Here is a 24,832-nt window from a genome sequence, read left to right as displayed (position 1 = left end):
ACATTTCAGGACGGGACAAACATTAAAAAAAGGGTTACTCATGATGAGTAACCCTTTTTCTTGAAACTTTTTAAAAGTTATCGCTGATCTATTAACGAATTAAGCGCTAAAGATTTGAGATAGCTCTGTCGCACATAGGTGGTACTGACGAGGGCAGTTGCGCCATGTTGTTAGCATGCGACGGTACTTCTCTAGCATTGGCATCTGGCTATTGAAGTGGTGATCGGCTTTGTCGAATTGAGGGTAAAGACCTTCAGAATCAACAAGGAAACGCACGTAGTGTACGATCTGCGCTTCAGAAGCGATATCAAAACCTAAGAACTGCAGGCGACGTTGGTCTACTTCAGCACGCTCTTGTTCTGCAAGCATTTTGTTCGACTCTTGCATTGCATGGTACATCTCCATGATGTCGATAATTTCGCGACATTCTGCTTCAGTCAAACAACCAAACTCTTTGTTAAGTTCACGCATTTGGAGTTCGTAACCACGTTCTACAATCGTTTGTAGACGCTGGTATTTCGCCGAGTTCTCAGGGTTCATTTGAGACATTAGGTAGTATTGATTTGATAGAATTAGACGCTGAGCATTGGTCATTTCCATGGGATGAGCCTCACTAAAAAACTAAATGTTATATTCTTTTGTTGCAGTAAGAGTAACAGCATTCCTACGCGTGGAAACATGATCTCAACACGGATTTAATATGATTTTTTTAATTGATAAACAAAAGTTGTAAAGAAAAGTGAAAGGATAGTTAGCGCTAGAAAAGAAAACGCCCCAATCGAAATTGAGGCGTTTAAAATAGAGGTTGAGCATCGTCTGCAGTATTAGTATTTTACGTTTGAATGATACTGGCTAAGAACAGCAACAATCTCATCCATTTTCTCTTTGCTTGGCGGATTTGTACCTTCAAGAGGGTAGTCAAAACCAAGTGCTTCCCACTTATGTGCACCCAGCTTATGGTATGGAAGCAGCTCTACTTTCTCGATGTTATCCATGTCTTTGATGAATTCACCTAGCAGATGAGCATCTTCAGGCGTGTCCGTGTAGCCAGGGACAATCACATAACGAATCCACGTCTTCTTACCGATTTTGTGTAGGTAGCGCGCAAAATCCAGAGTACGTCTGTTTGATACACCAATGAAATCGTGGTGAATCTCATCTCGCATGTGCTTAAGATCGAGCATCACTAGATCAGAGGCTTCTAGTACTTCGTCAACCACTTCAGTGTGCTTACGAATGTAGCCATTAGTATCAAGACAAGTGTGGATGCCTTCAGCTTGAGCTGCGCGGAAAAAATCACGAACAAACTCAGGTTGTAGCATCGCTTCACCACCAGAACAGGTGATACCACCGCCCGAAGCTTTCATGAAATGACGGTATGATTTTGCTTCGTTGATGATCTCTTCGACCGTTACTTCCTTTCCGTCATGAAGATCCCATGTATCACGGTTATGACAGTACATACAACGCATTAAGCAGCCTTGAAGAAACACAATAAAGCGGATACCAGGACCATCGACAGTACCACAAGATTCGAATGAGTGAATGCGACCAGTTGTAGACATGAGCTATTCTCGTAGAGGAATTTATACCGTTTATTTTATTACAAAATCGGTACATAAAATAGGGTCAAATGGTAACGAGACCTTTAAAAATAAAGGCAACCACCTGTGAAGATGATTGCCTTTATTAAACTTGAAAAGTAAAGGACGAAAGCCCTTACTGGTGGCTAGAAGAAAGCAAACATTGTGATACCGCCAGTGGTGTACACTGACTCTTTCGCTTCTTCGTAATCCGGTGTTTTTGCTGTTAGCGCGAAAGATGCACCAACGTATTGGTTATACCAAGCCACACCAAGCACAGCAGTAGCCTGAATGTTCTCTAAAGTCACATCGTATTGTTCTGGATTCGGCCAATTATCTTCGATTTCAGAACGATCGCCTTCGATAGTCAGGTCGTTGAATCGGTAGCGACCTTCGAGGCCTGCATAGGTAAACCAACCAGCGTTTGATGCGCCGATCATGCCCGGTTTGAATGGGTTTTCTGTGGTGATGTTAGCTGCACCAAAGTTACCGCCTAAGTCTGTACCCCAACGAAACATGAAGCCCGTTGAAATGTCACTTCTAAAGTTACCGACGTTGATTTCAGAAACGTTAGAGATTTCGTAGTCAGTATTCGCAAGAGCTTGATTACGCATTAGGTTGAAATGGCTTAGGTAACCAACGCTTCCCGCCCATTCATCATCGACTTGGTATTCCCAACCCATCGGCTCATCCGACTTAGTGATTGAGTGAACCAGCTTTTGAGCATCTTCAGACAGTGCACGTTCGCCCGTAGTACCAAACGTGATATTAAAACGCTGGGCTTGCTGTGGGTTTAAGCTGATGTAATTGAATTCAGTGTGAAGGTAACCTGCGTATGGGCGATCATTAGGCGATGGCGTTTCTAACTCAATGTCAGAAGGCGTATACATCTTGTGGCCAATGGTGATTTCCCACTTGTCTAGAGAGCTTGCGCCCCTGTAGGAAAGACTCAATGGTTTTACCCAGTTATATGGCGTAATACTTGATGATGTGTAACCCAGAAATAAGCCGTTGGTATAGTCTTGGTCGACACCAAAAATACCATCATTATCTAAAGCAAAAGTTAACGTAGAACGCTCAGAGGCTAAAGATGAGAAAGAGAGAAGAATCAGGGGTAAACAACGCAGGTATTTCATGGAGCAGTTACTCTTAAATTATGAACCGCGATATTACCGTAATTTGACAGAATTTGTGGAAAAAAAGTGAATGGCAGGGTGCTTTTTTGCTCAACCTAACATTTCGCGGGATAGGTGAGTGTAGTGCGATTTATTTCAGATATAAAAAAGCCCCGCACATTGGCGAGGCTAATATTATTTACTGTCTATTGAGCGTGAGCTTATAGAGACTCAGTAAATGTACGTGCGATTACGTCAGCTTGTTGCTCTGCAGTTAGAGAGTTAAAGCGAACAGCGTAACCAGATACACGGATTGTTAGCTGAGGGTATTTCTCAGGGTGCTTAACTGCGTCTTCAAGAGTTTCGCGGTTAAGAACGTTAACGTTAAGGTGTTGACCACCTTCAATGCCAGCTTCGTGGTGGAAGTAACCATCCATTAGGCCTGCAAGGTTAGCACGTTGGCTGTCTTGTTCTTTACCTAGTGCGTTTGGCACGATAGAGAACGTGTAAGAGATACCATCTTGTGCGTCAGCAAACGGTAGTTTACCTACAGACGTTAGTGATGCTACAGCACCTTTCTCATCACGACCGTGCATTGGGTTTGCACCAGGAGCGAAAGGAGCGCCAGCACGACGACCGTCTGGAGTGTTACCAGTTTTCTTACCGTATACAACGTTAGACGTGATAGTAAGAACTGACTGTGTAGGGATAGAGTTACGGTAAGTCTTAAGCTTACGGATCTTGTTCATGAACGTAGAAACTAGTTCACAAGCAATATCATCTACACGAGAGTCGTTGTTACCGTATTTAGGGTAATCGCCTTCGATTTCGAAGTCAGTTGCGATGCCATCTTCGTCACGGATTGGTTTAACAGTCGCGAACTTGATTGCAGATAGTGAGTCAGCTGCAACAGATAGACCAGCGATACCACAAGCCATAGTACGACGAACGTCACGGTCATGAAGAGCCATTAGAGACGCTTCGTAGCTGTACTTGTCGTGCATGTAGTGAATGCTGTTTAGTGCAGTCACGTATTGCTTAGCTAACCAGTCCATGAATGTGTCTAGGCGACCCATTACGTCATCGTAGTTAAGAACTTCGTCAGTGATCTTGTCTGAAACAGGACCAACTTGCATCTTAAGTTTCTCGTCCACACCGCCGTTGATTGCGTAAAGCATTGTTTTCGCAAGGTTAGCACGAGCACCGAAGAACTGCATTTGCTTACCAACGATCATTGGAGATACACAACAAGCGATAGCGTAATCATCAGACTCTAGGTCAGGACGCATTAGGTCATCATTTTCGTACTGGATAGAAGAAGTATCGATAGATACCTTCGCACAGAAACGCTTGAAGCCGTCAGGTAGTTGCTCAGACCAAAGAACAGTGATGTTTGGCTCTGGAGAAGGACCCATAGTGTATAGAGAGTTTAGGAAACGGAAGTTCGAACGCGTTACTAGCGTACGACCGTCGATACCCATACCACCCATAGACTCTGTTGCCCAGATTGGGTCGCCAGAGAACAGCTCATCGTACTCAGGAGTACGTAGGAAACGAACCATACGCAGTTTCATTACGAAGTGGTCGATCATTTCTTGTGCTTGTTCTTCAGTGATCTTGCCAGCAGCGATATCACGCTCGATGTAGATGTCTAGGAAAGTCGAAGTACGACCTAGAGACATTGCAGCACCGTTTTGAGATTTAACAGCAGCTAGGTAGCCGAAGTAAGTCCACTGGATAGCTTCTTGAGCTGTTTGAGCTGGCTCAGAGATATCGAAACCGTATTTCTCAGCCATTTGCTTGATTTGACCTAGAGCACGATGTTGCTCAGAGATCTCTTCACGCAATTGCATTGTTGCAGAAAGATCTTCGCCGTTCTCGAAACGCTCTTGTAGAGAAGCGAATTGAGCCGCTTTGTCTTTCATTAGGAAATCAATACCGTAAAGTGCAACACGACGGTAGTCACCAATGATACGACCACGGCCGTAAGCATCAGGAAGACCAGTCAGAACACCAGACTTACGACATTTTAGGATATCAGGAGTGTAGATATCGAAAACGCCAGCATTGTGTGTTTTGCGGTATTCTGAGTAGATTTTTGAAACCATTGGGTCAAGAGTTTCACCGTATGCTTTACAAGAACCTTCAACCATACGCACACCACCGTTAGGGATGATTGCACGTTTTAGTGGCTTCTCAGTTTGTAGACCAACGATAGTCTCAAGATCTTTCTCAATGTAACCTGCATCGTGAGCAGTAATGGTAGAGATAACAGAAGTATCGAAATCTACAGGTGCTTTAGTTGCGTTTTCCTGTTTGATACCTTCCATTACCGAAGACCAAAGCTTGTTAGTTGCTTCAGTACCCTCAGAAACTAGGAAAGACTCGTCGCCTTCATACGGCGTGTAGTTCTTTTGAATGAAATCACGAACGTTTACTTCGCTTTGCCACTCACCTGCAGCAAAATCTTCCCAAGCTTTAGCAAATTGCTCTGCCATGACATACCTACCTTTTTAGTAGAAAAAATACGTACATTAACACTGTTGAGCCAGCGCCCCTCGTAAGGGTAGTACACTCTTATTAATAACAATATATATGAGCATATAAGCGTCATATGGTTATATATATTGTCACTACCTTTTATATGTTGTCTTTACTCTATGAATTCAAGACTACGCTAAAAAATTTCTGTAAACCTTAAACTAAATCAATAAATGCCAAAAAAAGTTGAAAAAATTTGAGTGGCAGGGGTTGCCACCCAAACTTTTTTTTAATCCTAATACTACTTTTGTGTAGTAAGGACCATTATAGCCAAGCTTTTAGGCCATATTGACTTTCTAGCATACCAACTGCAAGCATTGCTACCAGACAGATAACTAAAACGCCAACTGGGATAACAATCTTATCTACAAATGATAGACGCTTCGCACGCTCTTTATCACCAATTAGACCGTTATTATCTAGAAGCATAGTCAGTGCCCATGCTAATACTGGGTTAACAACCGCTGAACCGAAGATACAGATACCAGCTGCTTGAGAGTCTTTTGAATCTTTAACCATCTGCATACCCGCTTCAAGTAGAGGTAGAGATACACCTACAAGTAGCGCAACACGCATCACTGGTGGCCATACTGCTACGTCCATTGGGAAGCCAAGAATCGCAACAATAATACATAGAGAGCCAAGCAAGATTGCGCCGCCAGGAATTGGACGTTTCGCGATTGCTGCTGGGATCATGTAAGTACCCCAAGAAGATGTGATGTTACCACCACCTACTGCAGTACCGACCATTTGACGAACAGAACACATCGTCATTGTGTCATCTACGTCCATCAGAACTTTTTCAGAACGTTTAGGGTAGTTCAGCTCTTGGAAGATACGGTGACCTAGGAAGTCTGGTGACCACATTGCTACTGCAAGAATAGCGAACGGTAGCGAAGCGATGAAGTGCTCAACATTTGGCAAGCCAAGCATCCAACCTTCAGAAGTCGAACCCCACCAGTAAACTGGGTTTAGGTTTGGAATGCCCATTTCAGTTTCGAACACGATATCGAAACCAGCGCCTAATGCTAATGCAATAGCAAGGCCTGTAAACGCACAAACTGGAATAGCTAACCAACGCTTGTTCACTTTTGCTAAGAAAGCGTAGATAGCAATAGTAATAGCAAGAACGATAAGACCCACGTAACCCATGCTACCCGCTTCAACAGTAGAAGATTGAAGACCAACCGCCCATGCTTGAATTGAGTTGATTTGGCTCATGGTACCGGTTAAGCCTAAGAATATGAGCAAGCCACCTGCTGTACCTTCAGAAGTTAGGTTAACAAGTTTAGATCCGCCTTTTAGGAAACTTAGGATGAGACCGAACACACCGATCAGGATGGCCAATGCAAGAGGGTGAGCACCAGCGAGAGCGATGGTACCGATAAGAGGGATCATTGGGCCGTGGTTGCCGGCAAGGTTTGCTTTAGGGTTAAAGAAACCAGAAGCAAGGATACAAAACAGTAGTGCAGGAATAAGCATTTCTACACGAGCGACTTCAATTGCGAAGTCTTTACCTAGGTTTACGTGATCCCAAGCTTGAGTTAGGCCATCAGCCCACGACATCATTACTGCAGAGTACATCGCAATGATACCAATAGTACCAGCCAGTGCAGGAACAAGATCTTCAAGTTCAAAGCGGAAGTCACGACCTGGAAGGTTTAAACCGAAGCGGCGAGGCTTCATGATTTGAAGTTCGTGATCTAGATAATCTGAGCGGCTCTCAAATTCAGAAGCAGGACGGTGTAGCTCTTTATAGCTTTTCTCTTCTACTTCAGAGTTCGCATTATTGACAACGTCTGACATAGATTCCTCATATTTTTTGTTAGTAATTCTAAAATTGAATTCTATAAGTTCGCGTAATTGCGTTATTTCTTAGTTATAACTCATTAACATTATGTTGCACGGTTTTGCTGTGCTTTATGCAGCTAAGTTAAAAGAAATGTTTGGCATTTTTAATGCCTTATTCTTTGCTGAGGAGTCTAACAAGCTTACCCTTTAGGGTGATTGATCTTGATCACTTTATGAGTATATGTGAAAGAAAGCTACAAAACGCAGCGATTCATTAACTTCCCATTGATGAATCGTGTAATTAGTTTTCACAAATTGACGTTTACCTATCTTCTTCGAGCCTTTGTCGTCATGGCTCGAGTTCAATACTCAATTCTTACTGAGTTATTTCACTATTACTTGCTTCCCAACTGTTCCGAGTGAAATGCTTACAATGTAATAACCTTAAAATAATTGTGCTTTAAGGTGAGGGCAGTGTGCTGAATGTGTGCGCTATATTTTGTCGACAGTAATGTTTATAAGTTCACAAAACGTGTTTTTCTTGTGAGACATCCAGCTACGAGAATCTCATTTTGATTAACTTTATTTAAACAATGTAAGGGGTGTAATTGCAGCTTATTGATAGAACTCATTCATTAAATTGAGGCGAAAACGCTACCTTTTGCATAATAAGTCAGAGTGAATCGCTATTTATTCCAATTTATCAGGTTAATAATTTGTTGCATGTTGTTTCGTGTGGTGCTAGTTTGTATCGCATGAAAAGGTCGGAGTACCTTGCATTTTCACAAACTTGGGAGAGAAAGCGCATGAAAGATGTACCAGCGCTGGACATAAAGGATCTACACAAAACGTTTGGTCAAAATGAAGTTTTAAAGGGAATTTCACTTTCTGCGCATAAAGGCGATGTTGTATCGATTATCGGATCTTCAGGGTCGGGTAAAAGTACTTTCCTTAGATGTATCAACCTTTTAGAGACACCAACTGCAGGCGAGATTTGGGTTAATGGCGAATTAATTCAAATGAAAAACAACCGCCAAGGCGTATCTGTTCCTGCCAACGAAAAACAAGTACAGCGTATCCGTTCACGCTTAGCGATGGTTTTTCAAGGCTTCAATCTTTGGTCTCACCTAACCGTTCTCGAAAATGTTATCGAAGCACCCGTTCACGTATTAGGTGTACCTAAAGCTCAAGCGATTGAAAATGCAGAACTACTACTTAAAAAAGTAGGCTTGTATGAGCGCAAAGATTACTACCCAGGTCATTTATCCGGTGGACAACAACAACGAGCGGCAATTGCTCGAGCGTTAGCGGTTGATCCGGAAGTGATGCTGTTTGATGAGCCAACATCAGCACTTGACCCTGAGTTAGTAGGGGAAGTACTCGGTGTAATGCGAGATCTAGCAGAAGAAGGAAGAACCATGCTTGTGGTAACACATGAAATGGCTTTTGCTCGTGACGTATCAAACCATGTGATGTTCCTGCACCAAGGTCTAGTGGAAGAACAGGGCGATCCAGCTAAACTGTTTACGGAACCTGAATCTGAACGTTTACAACAATTTATCTCATCGATTTACTAATCAGAATTGAAACGCCGTTGCCAACGGTAAACAGCGACGGTGTGAACAATAAAACACAACAAGTAAGTTAATAAGCAACAACAAACACAATATTAAAACTAGCAAAACATAAAAACCTAAATCACAGGAGTAGGGATATGAAAAAGTGGTTATTAGTCGCGGCACTTGCTGCAACTGCTGCAACGGGCGTAGCTCAAGCAAAAGAATGGAAAACAGTACGCTTTGGTATTGAAGGTGCTTACCCTCCATTTAGCTGGACAGAAGCTGACGGGTCACTGAAAGGCTTCGATGTCGATATGGCTAACGCACTTTGTACTGAAATGCAGGTGCAGTGTAAGATCGTTGCACAAGACTGGGATGGTATCATTCCTTCTCTACTTGCTCGTAAATATGATGCGATCATCGCGGCAATGTCTATCACGGAAGAGCGTAAGAAAAAAATCGACTTCACTGGTAAATACGCACTTATCCCAAACAAGTTCATCGCTAAGAAAGGTGCAGGCCTTAACTTTGATGATCTAAGCGGTCAAAAGATTGCAGTTCAACGTGCAACAACTCACGATAAATACCTAACAGACAACTACGGCGATACAGTAGAGATCGTTCGTTACGGTTCATTCGACGAAGCTTACCTTGATCTAGCAAACGGTCGTGTTGCTGCTGTACTAGGTGATGCATCTGCTCTAGAAGAAGGCGTGCTGAACAAAGCTGGTGGTGAAGACTACGAGTTTGTTGGCCCCTCTCTAACGGATCCTAAGTGGTTCGGTGAAGGTATGGGTATTGCTGTTCGTAAGCAAGACAAAGATCTGACTAAGCAATTAGATGCGGCAATCCTTTCACTACGTGAAAAAGGCATCTACCAAGATATCGCGGCTAAATACTTCAACTACGACGTATACGGTCAGTAATCTTTAGCGTCAATTCTTAAGGGAGAGGTTCTCCTCTCCCTGTCTTACCAACTTTTTCGCAGTTCTGTTGGAATCCATTATGTTTGATTTACAAGGATATGAAGCGTCGATCCTGAAAGGGGCGGTGCTCACAATCGAAGTTGCCTTGCTGTCGCTAATTTTAGCTATGGTTCTTGGTATGCTAGGTGCCTTAGCAAAACTCGCGCCTTATCGCTGGGCTCGTGCTATTGCAACCCTCTACACAACCGTCATTCGAGGCATTCCAGATCTCGTACTGATGATGCTGATTTTCTTTGGTGGACAAATCCTTTTAAACAACAGTTTGTATTCCATCAACGAGTGGCTCAACGAGTGGTTTGCATCCAGTGATCCTAACCACGAATGGACCGCTTACTTACCTGATTATATTGATGTCAGCCCATTTGTTGCTGGTGTCTTAACCATAGGCTTTATTTTCGGTGCCTATATGGCAGAAACGTTCCGTGGTGCCATCATGGCTGTCGACAGCGGTGAAATGGAAGCGGCAAAAGCTTATGGTATGAGCCCTGTAAAGGCGTTTCACCGCATACTGCTACCGCAGATGATTCGTCACGCATTACCGGGTTTTGGGAACAACTGGCTGGTATTACTTAAAACCACTGCGTTGGTTTCCATTATTGGCCTAGAAGATATGGTACGTGTTAGTGCACTGGCGGCGGGTTCAACCAAAATGCCATTCACTTTCTACATGACTGTGGCGATTATCTTCTTATTCTTCACCAGTGTTTCAACGGGCTTACTTAAGCTGGTTGAACGTAAATTCAGTATCCACGCGAGGTAGTTATGGACTTTTCATTGATAATTGAAAGCCTGCCGATTTACCTTGGTGGTTTATGGACAACGGCTTGGATGGTTTGCGTTGCTTTGATCATTGGCTTATTCGTCGCCATACCACTAGCTATCGCTCGTAACAGTCCAAATATGCTGATTAATGCTCCGGCTTGGTCATTCATCTATTTCTTCCGTGGTACGCCATTACTGGTTCAGCTGTACCTGATTTACTACGGTATGGACCAATTCTTCCCAGTGAAAGACACATTATGGGAAAACGCATGGTTCTGTGCTTTGGTGGCATTCATTCTTAACACGTCAGCTTATACCGCAGAGATCATTCGTGGTGCGATTAACGGCTTACCTAAAGGTGAAGTCGAAGCAGCAAAAGCTTACGGCATGAGTACACCGAAGACTTACCGTCGTATCATTTTACCAAGTGCTCTGCGTCGCGCATTGCCGGCTTACAGTAACGAAGTCATCTTCATGCTTCACGGCTCTGCGGTAGCGGGTATCGTAACCATTATGGACTTAACCGGTGCAGCACGTTTGGTTAACTCACGTTACTACGCTCCATTCGAGTCTTTCCTAACGGCAGGTCTGTTTTACATGGGGTTGACGTTTATCATCATTGCGATTTTCAAATTCGCAGAGAAGCGTTTCCTTGCTTATCTAAGACCCCTTAGCTAATTGCACGGTATTCACACAGTTAACAAAACGGCGCTCATTGAGCGCCGTTTTTATTGAAAGTGTCTGTTTAACTCGTTACTTGAACGTCGACCAAATTGGCGCGTGATCTGACGGTTTTTCAATGCCGCGTAGCTCGTAATCGATGCCAGCTTCAGTACACTTATCGGCAAGCTTTTGAGTCGCTAGGACTACATCAATACGCAGGCCGCGGTTGTCTACGAAGCCTTTTGAGCGGTAATCAAACCACGAGTATTGATCATTCGCTTCAGGGTGCAGCAAGCGGAAGCTGTCTACAAAGCCCCAGTCCATCAATGTTTTCAACCATTCTCGCTCTTCTGGTTGGAAAGAGCATTTACCTGTTTTTAACCAACGTTTCGCATTAGGTTCACCAATGCCGATGTCTGCGTCGATAGGGCTGATATTAATGTCGCCCATCACAATCACTTGCTCATCTTTGTTGTGATAATCGTTTAAGTAAGTCATTAAGTCTTTATAGAACTGGCGTTTGTACGGGTATTTTGTTTCATGCTTGATGTTATCCCCTTGAGGGAAGTAGCCATTTAGCACGGTAACCTTTTCACCATTTTCATCTTCAAACGTCGCCATGATCATGCGTTTTTGATGGTCTTCATTATCTGTTGGGAAACCCTTCTGCACAGAAATAGGCTCTTGCTTACACAACATTGCCACACCGTAGTGGGCTTTTTGACCGTGGAAGTAAACCTTATAGCCCATTGCTTCAACATCAGCAATTGGGAAGGCTTCATCGTGCACTTTTATCTCTTGCAGACCAATCACGTCGGGTTGGTGTTTGTCGATAATAGCTTGCAGTTGGTGAAGGCGGGCTCTAAGACCGTTGATGTTGAAGCTAATTACTTTCATTTGTTTTTATACCTCTCGTAAACCTTTGTCACTGCTTGTTTTTAAAGGTTTTTGATTTGGTGGATTTCATGGTTCATCGTATTTAACCATGCTTAATAATTTCTGTCGCCACTTTGTAGAGACAAAATGGCGACATTAAATGATGTGAATACTTACAGTTACGTAGAGTCTATTGAGTCTTAAGTAAATCCAAAAAGAACGCGTATTCAAGTGCGTCTTCTTTTAATCGTTTAAATCGGCCAGAAGCGCCACCGTGACCGGCTTCCATATCGGTTTTGAACAGCAATACGTTGTTGTCTGTTTTCATTTCACGCAGCTTCGCAACCCATTTCATTGGCTCAAAGTACTGCACCTGTGAGTCATGCAGGCCTGTCGTTACCAACATGTTCGGGTAGTTTTGTACCTTAATGTTGTCGTACGGTGAGTACCCCAGCATGTAATCGTAGTAGGCTTTATCGTTCGGGTTACCCCATTCGTCATACTCATTGGTGGTTAGAGGGATCGATTCATCGAGCATGGTTGTCACAATGTCTACAAACGGAACATGTGCACCAATACCACGGTACAGTTCTGGTGCTTGGTTGATGATTGCTCCCATCAATAGACCACCAGCAGATCCCCCAACGGCGAACACTTTATCTTTCGCGCCGTAGCCTTCTTCAACAAGCTCTTTGGTTACATCAATAAAGTCGTTGAACGTGTTTTGTTTGGTCAGTTTTTTGCCATCTTCATACCAAGGGCGACCAAGCATTTCTGAACCGCGGACATGTGCGATGGCATAAACAAAACCTCTATCCAGTAGGCTTAGGCGAGTTGAGCTGAAGGTAGGTTCAATCGTAGAGCCGTAAGACCCATAGCCGTATTGGTAGATTGGGTTAGTGCCGTCTTTCTTAAATAAGTCTTTACGATAAACCAAAGAGACAGGAACTTGCTTACCATCGCGAGCCGTAATCATGATTCGCTCTGATTGGTAGTTATCCGCTTCGAAATCACCTAATACGGGTGTTTGCTTCATGAGCTCGGATTCACCTGTACTTAGGTCGAAATCATAGTAAGTACCTGGCGTGGTTAAGCTGCTGTAATAGATACGAACTTTTGCGTTATCTAATTCATAGTTACTCGTTAGGTAAGCGGCAAATGCGGTGTCGTTAAATTCAAGTGGAAACTCGTGGCCTGTTGAGAGTTGGCGAACTTTCACTGTAGACAAGCCATCCGCGCGTTGCTCGTAGACAAGATGGTCATCAAACAACTCGAAATCTACAAGCTGAGTATTATCGTCCGCTGGGATGACATCGACCCATTTTGAGCGATCATGCATCTCTTCGGTTGTGACTTTCATTAAACGGAAGTTGACCGCTTGGTAGTTGGTGTAGATGTAATACAAATCACCTAGCTTAGCGATGCTGTACTCTATGCCGCTCTCTTTTGGGTAGAAAGCCTCAGCTGTAGCCTTTGGGTTGTTGGCATCGATGACTGAGACACCGCTGGTTTCTGTGCTCGAATGCCAAATGTAGACCTGTTCTCCATCTTTGCTTTTACTCAAAGAGGTGTAGTAAGCGCTATCGGCTTCTTCGTAGATTAACTGATCGCTTGCCTGAGCTGTGCCTAACACGTGGCGGTAAACTTGATAACCCAGCAATGTTTGTGGATCTTTTTTGATGTAGTAGAAGGCTTGGTTGTCGTTTTGCCACGCGATTGCACTTGAAGCGCCTTCAATTTCATCTTTTAGGTATTCACCTGTTGTGAGGTCTTTGATCTTGATGGTGTAAATTCGTCGGCTCAGCGTATCTTCGCCATAGGCCAACAAGTTTTCGTCTGGGCTGATCGTTAAGCCACCAATACTGAAGAATTCATGCTCTTTTGCTAGCTCGTTTACATCTAAGATGACTTGCTTGTCTGTGCCTAAAAAGTTTTTTTCACGCAGGTGAACTGGGTATTCGTTGTCGCCTGTGACCTTATTCGAGTAGTAGTAACTGCCTTTGCGAACCGGTACCGAATTGTCGTCTTTCGCGATTCGGCCTTTGATCTCTTGAAATAATTGTTTTTGTGCTGCTTCTGTATGTTTTAACACTGTATCTGCGTACTGATTCTCTTGCTCAAGCTGTTGCAAAATCTCTGGATCTTGGCGTGCATCATCGCGCATCCAGTAGTAATCATCGATTCGGGTGTCACCATGAATCGTCATTGTGTGAGGGACTTTCTTAGCAACGGGTGCTTGGGTTTGCTGAGCGACGAGTTGTGATTGAGAGTAGTGGTTCATGGTTGAGATTCCTTGATTGCTGCATCCGGCGACAAGCGCTATTGATACGGCTAATGTGGTTAAAGCGATACGCATCTATATATCCTTAGTCTGTACCTTACTCGTTTTTATGCCAGCATCCTTTGTTGTGAGAGCTCAGGTACGTTGGTGTTCTTCCAGTGATGTTATTTATAATTGGATTCTGGATATGCACCTTCATCGTAAGTGTCTGTTATTGTTTTCAAAAAATCAAAGCAATGTTAAATGAAATTACTGATACGTGAGAGTGGAAGGAATAAATGTGCAACAAAAAAAGGACACACTTTTCAGTATGTCCCTTTCTTTTGTTTGGCCGGATTTGAGCTTTACGTTAAATAGCCAATGGCATTTCGTTTGAGTGGTCAGGTTTACGATTAACCCAACGTAAACCAAGCATAGCGATGAATGACATTGCAATCATCAAGCAACCGAGTGGCAACTGGTCTTGAGCTGGGAAGAACGATGCCAATAGTGTTGCGATGCCAGCACCTAGGTTTTGCATGCCACCTAAAATCGCGCCTCCTGTGCCAGCGTGGTACGGGAATGGCGAAAGCGCCCCTGTTGTCGCAGCTGGAAATAAGATGCCAGCGCCCAAGAAGTAAATGGTGGCACCGCCAATCAGAGTCAGTGCTGTCGTTTGACCAAACAGACCCGGTATCAACACCACTGTTGAGCCTACCAATATAGCAACTAGACCAACATTCAGTGCGCGGCGCTCAGAGCGACGTTGTGCGATGTAACTAGATAAGCCTGCACCGACTAAGTAACCTGGAATAGGCAAGACAAACAGCAAGCTTACTGTGGTTGCCGGTAAGCCAAGTACGCCACCAAGCAACACACCTGCCGCTGCTTCAAATACGGCTACACCAGCAAAGGTTGCGACTAATACCAATAAGAAACCTTGGAAACGTTTATCAGACAGAACGAACTTGTAGCTGTTGGCAACCGATTCATGCTTGCGTCGTTCTTTCGGCAGTGTTTCCATCATGCTCGTCATCATAGTGATCACAACAGCAATACCAAACAGCGCAAGGAATAAGTAGCTAGAACGCCAGCCGAAAACTTCTGTTAGGTAACCACCCAGTACAGGAGCCATCAATGGTGAGAAAATCACACACATGCTAATCAAGCTGTTTGCACGGTGCAGCTCTGCGCCTTCAAAACAGTCGCGAGTCAATGTACGAGACATCGCACCACCACAACCGATGCCCAAACCTTGGATAAAGCTGCCCGCTAAGAACCATTCATATTCGTGAGCGAACAATGCTACCAAAGTACCGATGATGTAGATGATCAAACCAATCACGATGATCGGTTTACGACCTAGGCGATCTGAAAGTGGGCCGTAAACAAATTGCGACAGACCATAAGGGATCAAGTAACACGCCATCACTGCCTGCAGTGAAGATGCCGAAACTAAGAACTCACCTGCCATATGACCGATAGAAGGCACGTACATCGTTTGAGTCATTTGACCTACGGCAGTCAGAATAGCGATTAAAAAGGTAAGTTTCGCTAATGGAAACGAGGCGGACATTTGCGTATCTCTCCAAAAATTAAGACGTAAAAAGCCTTAGCGCTCCATTAAAGGAGAGCCAAATGAATAAAGTGTTCAGGGAATCTAGGCGCGAGATATTAGAGCTTGATTGCGGGCTTAGCAATCAAAAAGTGTGAAGTTGAGCAAGATAAAAATCTATAACTTGGATTATAAAAACTAATCCGAAATTACTGCATTTTAAAGAGGGAGAGGGTGGAGTGGGCTTCCTTTAAATATCGATGTTCTGGCTATGTCCGCTATGTCCAAAGCGCTAAAACCTAAGCAACACAGCCAATGATTATATGAGTACATCATTTTAAATCACAGAAAAAAGGAAGAAAACACGCTCTATTAACATTTGTATAAACTTTCGTTTTATATGTAAGCAATTTGTGCTGTAATTATCCGCTAAGCTATTCGTCTAACTTGTTTGCATTTTGTACAGCAATTCGTTGTCGATGTGATAGTTATGGTTATGGAAGTCTTTTGGCTTAAATAAGGATATTAAATGCGCTCTCTATCGGTACAGTGGAAAATAACCCTCTTAGCAGGTTGTTGTTTAATCATTACGTCACTGTCTCTTATTGGTTTCTCGATCTACAACGCAACGAGCAATCAACAAGTCATCAAATCTCAAAGTTCAGAATCAGTTATCAATAAAACTCAGCAGCTGCTGGCGTCTGTTTCTCAGCTTAATGCTCAAGAAACTCAACGTTATGTAGACGAAGCTATTTACCGCGCAGAAATGCTTGCGGCCAGTGCTCAGTTTCTAAAAAACAATGCAGACGAAAACTTTACACCAAGTGAAGAGCTTCGTACCGCCTTGGATGAAATGGTTCGTCGCTCGGTTTTAAACTTCGACTCTATTCAAGGAGCGTATCTAGTTTTCAAGCCTGACTTGCTCGATAGTGAAGATGCGAATTATGTCGATGCTGATTATGTTGGTTCTAACGAAAAAGGTCGTTTTGCTCCTTACTGGAAGGTGGCAGATAACGGTGAAAATGTTCTAGCGAACGTTCTTTCAGAATCTATCTTGAATGATGACAGCAATAGCGAACGTTTTTACTGTCCTTTGTCTTCAGGGCAAACGTGTATTAGTACGCCGAGAGTCGTGAACAGCGGTGGTGTAGCACTACTTACGTCCTCTATTTCAGTCCCTATTTTGGTTGACGACGTTGCTATTGGTTTTCTTGGTATTGATCTAAGACTTGATGGTTTAACCAGTGTGATTACTCAATCTGACCAGAGCTTGTTTAACGGTGCGGGTAAAGCTTACGTGGTTAGTCTAGATGGTTCGGTCATCGCTTCTGATGATTCAAGCATTGCAGTCGGTTCAACTTTCCAAAGTGGCAATACAAACAGTGATTTAATGACCGACTTTATCTTTGGTGGTGAAGTGACAACGCAATGGAGCGAGAACGGTGAGTGGTTACTTGCCTTTGCACCTGTTGTTGCAGCTAACCAAACTTGGGGGGTGTTGTTTGAGATCCCAAGAGACAGTGTCGTCGCTGACGCAAATAAATTGGATTCCATCATTAGCACTAAGCTAAGTGAAGGCATCAAAACAGAAGTGATCGCCGGTACAGTGTTTATTATCTTTGGCTTAGCCATTATCGCGTTTGCCTCGTTGTCTATTGTGAAGCCGATTCGCCAGGTTGTGGAAAGGTTGAATGACATCGCTTCAGGTGAAGGTGATTTGACGCAGCGCTTGGAAGTGAAGTCTCAAGATGAAATCGGTCAGTTGTCAAAAGGATTTAACCTGTTCCTAGATAAGCTGCAACACACAATCAAAGAAGTCATCCACACCACAGAACAAGTGGCAAATACTACCAGCCAAGCGAAAGCATCAGCATCAAGTACTCGTGAAAGCAGCGAGTCTCAATTTAAAGAAGTGGATCTAGTCGCGACAGCGGCCGAAGAGATGACTCAAACTGCGGGCTTAGTGGTACAAAATGCAGAAGTGGCCGTTGATGCAGCGTGCGAAGCGAATCGTTCTGCTCAACAAGGGCAACAAGTCATCGAACTTTCAGCAGGTGAAATGAGAAAGCTGGTGGAGCGTATGTCGAGTGCTGTTCCTATTGTTGAAGAATTGGCAAAAAATAACGGAAACATCACCGAGATCTTAAGTGTGATTGAAGGGATCTCTGAGCAAACTAACTTACTGGCATTGAACGCGGCGATTGAAGCGGCTCGTGCTGGCGAACAAGGTCGAGGTTTTGCTGTTGTTGCGGATGAGGTAAGAAACCTCGCAAGTCGCACCCAGTCATCGGTTGGTGAGATCAGAGCGGTGATCGACAAGGTTCATGCTGGAACTCAAGATGTCGTTGAAGCAATACAAGAAGGCAATATCCTAGCTAACGATACAGCACTACACGTTCAGAAAGCAGTTGAAGATCTGGGGTCGATCTTTACTTCTATTGAGGCGATCAGTGATATGAACAGTCAGATCGTTCGAGCAGCCGAAGAGCAACAATCGGTTTCCGGTGAAGTAAATCAAAGCGTGGCTAATATTCGCGATTTGAGTGCGAAGATCTTGGAGCAAGCCGCGGCTTCTGAGCAAGTCGGCAATGAAATTGACCAACTGTCTCAACAACAACAGAAGTTGGTCAATCAGTTCAAGGTATAAGCATTAAGCCTTAACCAGTTCTTGAATAGAAAAAGGGACAAATGAAGATTTCATTTGTCCCTTTTTTAATTGTTTATTTAGAGGCTAGGCAATAACCAGCGGTTGACGCTGCTTACTCTTCGATAAACCAGTAGCCTTTGTTGACCAATTCAGTCACGACAGTTATGCCCGAAGGAGATAGGGCAGTAGCCGAGGTAATCATGGTCTCATCGCAAAGTATGTTGAGTAACGAAGAATCCGCTTCATCAACCTTAACCACTTCGCCATTGATGTAAGCCGTGTTGCTTTCATTTTCGTGGTAGAGCGCCTTTAAGCCTGATACTCGGTGAATCTCACCTTCAGACTCTAAGTATTGAGCGATCTCTTCTTGAGTCCATAGTGGCTCTGGAGCAACGATATCAAGCTGGTGGCGTGATTGGCTTAGCAGACAACCCATGAATTCACTGATGGTTTCAGGTTGCTCTAGTGCAGATTTCAACATGTCTGTGAGATTGCTTAAGTCCGATGAACGAATTTTTCCGTAGCCATCTTGCGTTTTGAATTCTGGATCGTGAAGATGAACGTCACCCATATCATGTGCAAGTACAAAATCGGCAAAGTTGCTGATCAGTTCTTGTTCTTTAGGCGAGCGGTAGCCAATAGAGTAGCTCATTGACGGCTCTAACGTGTTCCCTTCATGTGGGAAACCTGGTGGGATATAAAGGATATCGCCCGGCTCTAAAGTTTCATCGATGATTGGGTCAAAACCTTCAATTTGACGAAGTGCAGAAGCTTGAACAGTCTCTTTGTATTGGCCAACATCTTTAGCGCCAACCTTCCATTGACGTTTGCCTTGACCTTGAATGATGAAGACATCGTATTGATCAATATGTGGGCCTACGCCGCCTTCAGGTGCTGAGTAGCAGATCATGAGATCGTCGAATAACCAGTTTGGTAACGCTTGGAACGCCTCAGTCAGCTGATTTGCGCCTTGGTGCCAGTGGTTCGCTGCTTGAACGATCAGTTGCCAATGAGTTTCGGTTAATTCGCCAAACTTTTCTTCAGAGAATGGGCCGTGTTCTGCAGTCCACTGATTGTCGAGGTTAGAGACAAAGCGAGAATCCACTTCTTCTTCCATCGATAAACCAGCAAGTTCTTCCGGCGAAATTGGGTCGACGAAGTTTTGGAAGCCACCCTTTAAGATGGTTGGTTTTTTATGCCAGTAGTTTTCAAGAAACTCGGGCATAGAAAAGCTGAGTTGGTACATGTGAATCCTGTATATTTTTATGCTAGATGCTAGATGCTAGATGCTAGATGCTAGATGCTAGATGCTAGTTTGGCTTGTAAATCTTGCTGGACAATTTTGATTGCTTCTAACGCGACTTTTGGATCGATTTCGTTGCTTTCGAGCAGATAGATCAGGTCGACAGCTAACTTAACTTCTTCTGGTGCGTTATCCAGTGGTGATGGTGTGTTATCAGTGTTCATTTCGCTTAGGGTTCTCTAAGTTAATCAGTCTCTCAATATTTTTCATTGAGTCTTCACAGCGTTCTAATCGCTCTTTTGCTAACTGCCAAGCCTCTTCCGCTTTTTTCTTACTGTGGCGAGGCGCAGAATCAAACGTTAACTTTCGTACTCGTACTAAATCGACCAATCGCTTTTGCCAGTCTTGGTGCTGGGCGAGTTCGTTGTATAGGTCGTTCAGGGTTTTCCCTGACTTGCTTTTTCGGTCCAAGCGTAAATCGTGGTTGGCTAACTCTCTTTGGATTGCTGCAATCTGATTGGTCAGCTTTTCTGTCAGGTAGTTGGCTCTGGACGCGGTCAGTTGATTTGAGGTTTGTTCACGTACAATGGTGCGGTACGTTGCCTGAGTTTCAAGTGCATAGGGAAGCAAAACAGAGGCGCCGCATTTAAATAAGGCTCGGTCAAACAAGGCTTGATGATAAGCCCCTCGAGATTTGTCAACCTGCGAGCAATGGCCAATCAAGGTATCAATAACACTTTTTAGCTTTGAAAATTGATTCATTTCACTTCCCGTTGGCTACTGCCTATAAGTTCACAAACCAAGCTTCGTATGCCAGTTTAATTGCAAGTACGCTTACAACTGTAACAAACACAGGTCTTATAAATGTAGCACCGAACCGAATAGCAGAGTGAGCGCCAACAAATGCACCGGCCATCAAACAAAGGCCCATGGTTAAACCTAGAACCCAATCAATATGACCAAGAATCGCGAAGGTCACCAAAGAGGTAAAGTTACTGGTAAAGTTCATGGCTTTGGATAGACCAGAGGCAAGTAAGATGTTTAAGCGATAAAGCGCCATAGAGCTTACCGTCCAAAACGCGCCAGTTCCTGGGCCAGCAACCCCATCATAAAAGCCAAGAATGAATCCTTGGTACTTTTGTTTTCTCTTAAGCACAGGGCATGGCTTAGGAGACACATTATGGCTCACATCTGGAGTCTTATGAAAAATGGTATAGACCGCTGCGGCAAGAATGACTAACGGCAATACCTTCTCTAACCACTCGGTGCTAATGGCATCAACAGTGAGTGTGCCGATGGTCGCACCTATTAAAGTAGATATGAATGCATTGACCCAACACTCAGGCTTGAACAGCTTTTTACGGTAGTAAGTGAATGCAGCTGTAGATGAAGCGAAGGTTGCTGCAAGCTTGTTAGTACCCAATGCGATGTGTGGCGGTAAACCAAGTGACAGTAAAGCTGGAACGGTTAACATCCCTCCGCCACCTGCGACAGCATCAATAAAGCCTGCTGCAAATGCAACCAGAGCAAGTATGACCAACATGGTTGGCTCAATCATTTCCATAAATAGCTAGTGTTCTCGTTATCGGCTGATAGGGCAGCCACATGAAAAATCTATGGATTAGTCATGTTGGGTTGTGAATGCAAGGGCCTAGCGATGAAGGCCCATAACTACCTCAAGGGCAGGGGATATTAGTATTTTATTGTTCTTTTAAAAGGCGGTAGTGAATCGAGTAGGGACTTTCCGTATCGCTTCGTTACTATGCGTCTATCAAGGATCGTGACTTTACCAGAATCTCTTTCCTTACGCAGTAGTCTACCCACAGATTGAATAAGCTTTTTACTCGCATCTGGAACAGTAATCTGCATAAAAGGGTTACCACCGCGTGATTCAATATATTCTGAATGTGCTTGCTCTACGGGAGAGGTAGGAACACCAAAAGGAATCTTGGTAATAACGAGGTTTTCAAGAAGCTCACCCGGTAGATCAAGACCTTCAGAAAAGCTGCCAGTTCCAAAAAGAACGCTGGTTTTACCTTGGTCTATTAGCTTTTTATGTTTTTTTAGAATTTCAGTTCGTGAAGTATCGCCTTGAACCTGCAATGCCCACGACTTTTTAACGAAATCTGTTGTTAAAGCCTCTGCAACTTTGTTCATTTGCCAGTAAGAAGAGAATAGAACGAGATTGGCTTTTTTGTCTTCTATTACCTTAGGCAAAATTTCAATAAGATATTCGGTAAACTGAGGTGCTTGTGGTTCGTACTTCATTGCCGGAACGATCAGCTCAGCTTGATTCTGGTAATCAAACGGTGATGCCAAAGCCAAAAATTGTACGCCATCTTCTGCTTTTTGGCTGATACCTGCTTGATGACAGAAAAAGCTGAAAGAGTTGAGCGCCCTCATGGTCGCAGATACTAATACGGCACCCACACAGCGGCTCCAGATTTGTTGATCCAGTTGCCAACCTACCTCTAGTGGCGAAACATTCACAACGAAATCGCCTTCGCTTTCTTTGTTAAGTTCGAGCCAACGAGCCAAAGGAGCACCTTTTTCTCTCTTCGGTTCAGCCATTAAGCGCCAAACTTGAGCAAGGTTCTCTGTTCTTTGTATATAGAAGCCAATTTCTGCCAGTGCCGGCTCTGCAAGCTTTGCTGAAAGCTCGCCGTCTTTAACTCGTTCCGCAATCAGGTCTGCAATCTTCGCAACTGCTTGGCTCGCCTTTTGTGTGAGTTGCTTGAGGTCTTTTGATTCATTCTCAAGCCACTCAGGTAAGTCGCCATGTTCGAAGCGATACAAGCCGTCTTCAAAGTGGTTAGCGTCAAACTGTTTACTCATTTGAGTCAGGGTAGGGATCAGCTGTTGCACTGAGTCTTGCAGCTCATTTCGAAATCGATGGACACGTTTCTCGTCAGCGAGGCCTGAAAGCTTAGTGATTGATTGATTCAAACGCTCCAACCACGATGCTGCGCCTTTTAAGCTCGCAGCCGCAGAAGAGTGATCTCTGGCTACATGCGGTAAATGGTGAGCTTCATCGAATATATAGATGCTATTTTCTGGTTCAGGCAGTATCACGCCGCCGCCTAAGTCTGCATCAGCCATCACTAAACTGTGATTGGCGATAATCACGTCTGCTTTATCTAGCTCTGAGCGAGCTTTCTGGAAAGGGCAGTCTCTATGCGTAGGCATACTGTTGTTACAGCTGTGCTTATCGCTGACAATCATCTGCCAAATCATGTTGTCGATGGGTTTTGGCCACGAATCACGGTCACCATCCCATTTACCTTGGGTTAGGCTACGATACATGGTTTGAAGTTGGTCGATATCCTTCTTCTTTGGCTTAGATTCGAACATGGCCATTTGTCCGCCATCAACCCCGCAGGCAGCGGCTAGCTTTTCGGAACAACAATAACGCTGTCTGCCCTTCGCTAATATGAAAGAAAACTCTCGATCAGTCAGTCTTCTATATAGAGGGAGATCTTTATTGACGAGCTGTTCTTGTAGCGCAACCGTCGCCGTTGATATGACTATTTTTCGGTTATTGAGCACAGCGACAGGAATAGTTGCCATTAAATAAGCCAGTGATTTCCCGATCCCGGTTCCCGCTTCTGCAACAATCATGCGATTACTTTTGTGGTATTGACCACAAAGTGTCTTCGCTATTTCTGCAACAAGGTAATTTTGAGCACGTCGAGGTACAAAGTTGTCCAACTGATCTTGGAGGTTTTGATAACTGGTGCGAATAGATTTTTGAATTTTAGTAGTTAGCATACTGTGACCTACGTAACGGAGCGAGGATAGTAGCACATATCACTAGTCGGTACATTTACGGTGAAATAGCTTGCTTTTGAATCAAAGGTAGATCTTGTTCACAAAAAAAAACTGAACCATCAGGAACTTAACTATTTTATTTATGTTGCGAAATATAAATATTAAAAAAGACTTGCTTGTAGGTGTTAAATCCTGAGATGTGGCGTTTTTACAAGTTGTTTGTGGTGTTAAATGCTGTTTTGTTCTTTTTTTGGATTATTATATTTCCTGATAAAACTAAGGATAAGCTGCTCGTAAAACTATGAAAAAAAATGTAAGTGGTTGATTTTGATTGCTTTGTGTTTTTTTTAGGTTTGTTTTTAGTTTATTTGACACGCAGGATAATCTTTTGCAATCTAGACCTCGAAATTTAGTGACGGTGATTAACCAACAAAGAGTGGTAATGACCAGTCATAAAAATAAAAGGGAACCGGGCAAGGATCTCCCATTCTTAGAAAAGGCAGTGGATTTATTATGAAAAAGACTCTATTAGCACTAAGTGTTATGTTTGCAGCAACATCGGCACAAGCAATCGAAATTTACAACCAGGAAGACTTATCTGTTAACCTAAGTGGCGACATCGAAGTTGTTTACGTTAAAGGTTTTGCAAAAGATTCAGAATTCCAGCAAGAAATTCAAGATGCTGACTTTGGATTTGATGTTCGTTATGCGCTTAATGACGAGCTAACTTTTGGCGGTTATTGGGAGTTTGATGGAGCATCTGGTGAAGTAACTGGCGGTTCTTCTACATCTGCAGATGTTGGTGATGTCTATGTGGCTTTATATACTCAAAACTACGGTTCTGTGAAGGTTGGTCGTACGTGTGGCGCGCTAGACGATGCTGGTGTTGGTTCTGATTACCAGTTTGGTGTGAGCTCTTTCTTCGAAAATGGTAGTGAGTTCTGTCAAGATGAAATGATTCGTTATGATATCGATACAGGGACATTCTATGCTACAGCATCTCTTGCTCAAGATGAGAATGACAGCACAGATGCTCTTGGCAAAGATGGAGCGTATTACGATCTTAAACTTGGTGGTCGTGTAGCTGATTTTGATTTCACTGCATACTATGGCTACGCAGAATTGGAAAAGATGGCGCCTGGCGCGGACGACGCTATTTGGGCATTAGAAGCTCGTTTCTCTGGCGTTGAAAGCTTGAATCTTGAGTTGGGCTATTACGCGACAACAATGGATACAGGAGTTGTAAAAGTAGATGCAGATACTATCGCTTTTGCTGCTGATTACACTATTGATGCAGTAACTATCGGTGCTGGCTACAGCACTTCTGATAGTGACAACAATGACAATGACGCCGACAACTGGTTTGTAAATGCTGGTTACGGCTTTGCTCCGAACACTACGGCTTACATTGAAGTTGGTGGTACAGACCAGAAAAACACGGACACTGGTGTTGCTGTAGGTGTTAAAGCTAGCTTCTAATTGA

The 24,832-nt window shown here is 43.7% G+C and carries 19 protein-coding genes; 6 read left to right on the top strand and 13 right to left on the bottom strand.

What is annotated here, in order from left to right; all coding sequences use genetic code 11:
* Positions 1–99: 99 nt before the first annotated feature.
* From AB4558_RS11355 to AB4558_RS11335, 5 genes are all read right to left on the bottom strand, one after another.
* A complete protein-coding gene (locus tag AB4558_RS11355) occupies positions 100–600 on the bottom strand; it encodes a YfbU family protein (RefSeq protein ID WP_017070032.1) in 501 nt (166 codons plus the stop codon).
* A 224-nt stretch (positions 601–824) separates the two neighbouring features.
* Positions 825–1,565 (bottom strand): pyruvate formate lyase 1-activating protein, encoded by a 741-nt coding sequence (pflA, locus tag AB4558_RS11350; protein WP_010437353.1) that lies wholly within the window; start codon positions 1,563–1,565, stop codon positions 825–827.
* Between the two features lie 164 nt (positions 1,566–1,729).
* On the bottom strand, positions 1,730–2,719 hold the full coding sequence (locus tag AB4558_RS11345) for a lipid A deacylase LpxR family protein (RefSeq protein ID WP_372158810.1): 990 nt from the start codon (positions 2,717–2,719) through the stop codon (positions 1,730–1,732).
* Between the two features lie 200 nt (positions 2,720–2,919).
* Positions 2,920–5,196 carry a formate C-acetyltransferase gene (gene pflB / locus AB4558_RS11340; RefSeq protein ID WP_102427865.1) on the bottom strand — a complete coding sequence of 759 codons (2,277 nt, stop codon included), beginning with the start codon at positions 5,194–5,196 and terminating at the stop codon, positions 2,920–2,922.
* 307 nt (positions 5,197–5,503) lie between these two features.
* Complete coding sequence (locus tag AB4558_RS11335) at positions 5,504–7,045, bottom strand: DUF3360 family protein (RefSeq protein ID WP_016767646.1); 1,542 nt, start codon at positions 7,043–7,045, stop codon at positions 5,504–5,506.
* 791 nt (positions 7,046–7,836) lie between these two features.
* Here AB4558_RS11335 and AB4558_RS11330 point away from each other — a divergent pair.
* The 4 genes from AB4558_RS11330 to AB4558_RS11315 all read left to right on the top strand — a co-directional run bounded on the left by AB4558_RS11330 (position 7,837) and on the right by AB4558_RS11315 (position 11,015).
* Complete coding sequence (locus AB4558_RS11330) at positions 7,837–8,607, top strand: ABC transporter ATP-binding protein (protein ID WP_004736532.1); 771 nt, start codon at positions 7,837–7,839, stop codon at positions 8,605–8,607.
* Positions 8,608–8,744: 137 nt separating this feature from the next.
* Entirely contained in the window at positions 8,745–9,515 is a 771-nt protein-coding gene (locus AB4558_RS11325; RefSeq protein WP_017062125.1) for an ABC transporter substrate-binding protein, read from the top strand.
* Positions 9,516–9,594: 79 nt separating this feature from the next.
* Positions 9,595–10,335, top strand: a complete 741-nt coding sequence (locus tag AB4558_RS11320) for an ABC transporter permease (protein ID WP_017062124.1) — start codon at positions 9,595–9,597, stop codon at positions 10,333–10,335.
* A 2-nt stretch (positions 10,336–10,337) separates the two neighbouring features.
* A complete protein-coding gene (locus tag AB4558_RS11315) occupies positions 10,338–11,015 on the top strand; it encodes an ABC transporter permease (protein ID WP_017063494.1) in 678 nt (225 codons plus the stop codon).
* A gap of 75 nt (positions 11,016–11,090) precedes the next feature.
* Here AB4558_RS11315 and xthA read toward each other — a convergent pair whose 3' ends face one another.
* The 3 genes from xthA to emrD form a co-directional block, all read right to left on the bottom strand.
* On the bottom strand, positions 11,091–11,897 hold the full coding sequence (gene xthA, locus AB4558_RS11310; RefSeq protein WP_372158809.1) for an exodeoxyribonuclease III: 807 nt from the start codon (positions 11,895–11,897) through the stop codon (positions 11,091–11,093).
* 169 nt (positions 11,898–12,066) lie between these two features.
* The gene (locus tag AB4558_RS11305; protein WP_372158811.1) at positions 12,067–14,157 is read right to left on the bottom strand and encodes a S9 family peptidase; all 2,091 of its coding nucleotides are present in this window, start codon (positions 14,155–14,157) and stop codon (positions 12,067–12,069) included.
* 349 nt (positions 14,158–14,506) lie between these two features.
* Positions 14,507–15,712: a multidrug efflux MFS transporter EmrD gene (gene emrD, locus AB4558_RS11300; RefSeq protein WP_017065927.1), complete on the bottom strand. Its 1,206-nt coding sequence runs from the start codon at positions 15,710–15,712 to the stop codon at positions 14,507–14,509.
* A gap of 508 nt (positions 15,713–16,220) precedes the next feature.
* On the opposite strand from emrD, the gene AB4558_RS11295 reads away from it, so the two are divergent.
* Positions 16,221–18,338, top strand: coding sequence for a methyl-accepting chemotaxis protein (locus tag AB4558_RS11295; protein WP_372158808.1), 2,118 nt, complete (start codon positions 16,221–16,223; stop codon positions 18,336–18,338).
* Between the two features lie 112 nt (positions 18,339–18,450).
* Here AB4558_RS11295 and AB4558_RS11290 read toward each other — a convergent pair whose 3' ends face one another.
* From AB4558_RS11290 to dinG, 5 genes are all read right to left on the bottom strand, one after another.
* A complete protein-coding gene (locus AB4558_RS11290) occupies positions 18,451–19,584 on the bottom strand; it encodes a cupin domain-containing protein (RefSeq protein WP_017062116.1) in 1,134 nt (377 codons plus the stop codon).
* Between the two features lie 50 nt (positions 19,585–19,634).
* Complete coding sequence (rsmS, locus tag AB4558_RS11285; protein WP_017055021.1) at positions 19,635–19,805, bottom strand: pleiotropic regulatory protein RsmS; 171 nt, start codon at positions 19,803–19,805, stop codon at positions 19,635–19,637.
* The gene (locus AB4558_RS11280; protein ID WP_017062115.1) at positions 19,795–20,343 is read right to left on the bottom strand and encodes a primosomal replication protein; all 549 of its coding nucleotides are present in this window, start codon (positions 20,341–20,343) and stop codon (positions 19,795–19,797) included. The genes rsmS and AB4558_RS11280 overlap by 11 nt, the downstream gene beginning before the upstream one ends.
* A 22-nt stretch (positions 20,344–20,365) precedes the next feature.
* The gene (locus AB4558_RS11275) at positions 20,366–21,145 is read right to left on the bottom strand and encodes a TSUP family transporter (protein WP_017062114.1); all 780 of its coding nucleotides are present in this window, start codon (positions 21,143–21,145) and stop codon (positions 20,366–20,368) included.
* A gap of 128 nt (positions 21,146–21,273) precedes the next feature.
* The gene (dinG, locus tag AB4558_RS11270; protein WP_136978344.1) at positions 21,274–23,349 is read right to left on the bottom strand and encodes an ATP-dependent DNA helicase DinG; all 2,076 of its coding nucleotides are present in this window, start codon (positions 23,347–23,349) and stop codon (positions 21,274–21,276) included.
* A gap of 513 nt (positions 23,350–23,862) precedes the next feature.
* On the opposite strand from dinG, the gene AB4558_RS11265 reads away from it, so the two are divergent.
* Positions 23,863–24,828, top strand: a complete 966-nt coding sequence (locus AB4558_RS11265; protein ID WP_372082689.1) for a porin — start codon at positions 23,863–23,865, stop codon at positions 24,826–24,828.
* The last annotated feature ends 4 nt before the right edge of the window (positions 24,829–24,832 follow it).

Source organism: Vibrio sp. 10N.222.51.C5 (genome assembly GCF_041474575.1).
GTDB lineage: Bacteria > Pseudomonadota > Gammaproteobacteria > Enterobacterales > Vibrionaceae > Vibrio > Vibrio crassostreae_C.
This window is presented reverse-complemented; position numbering and strand designations above follow the sequence as displayed.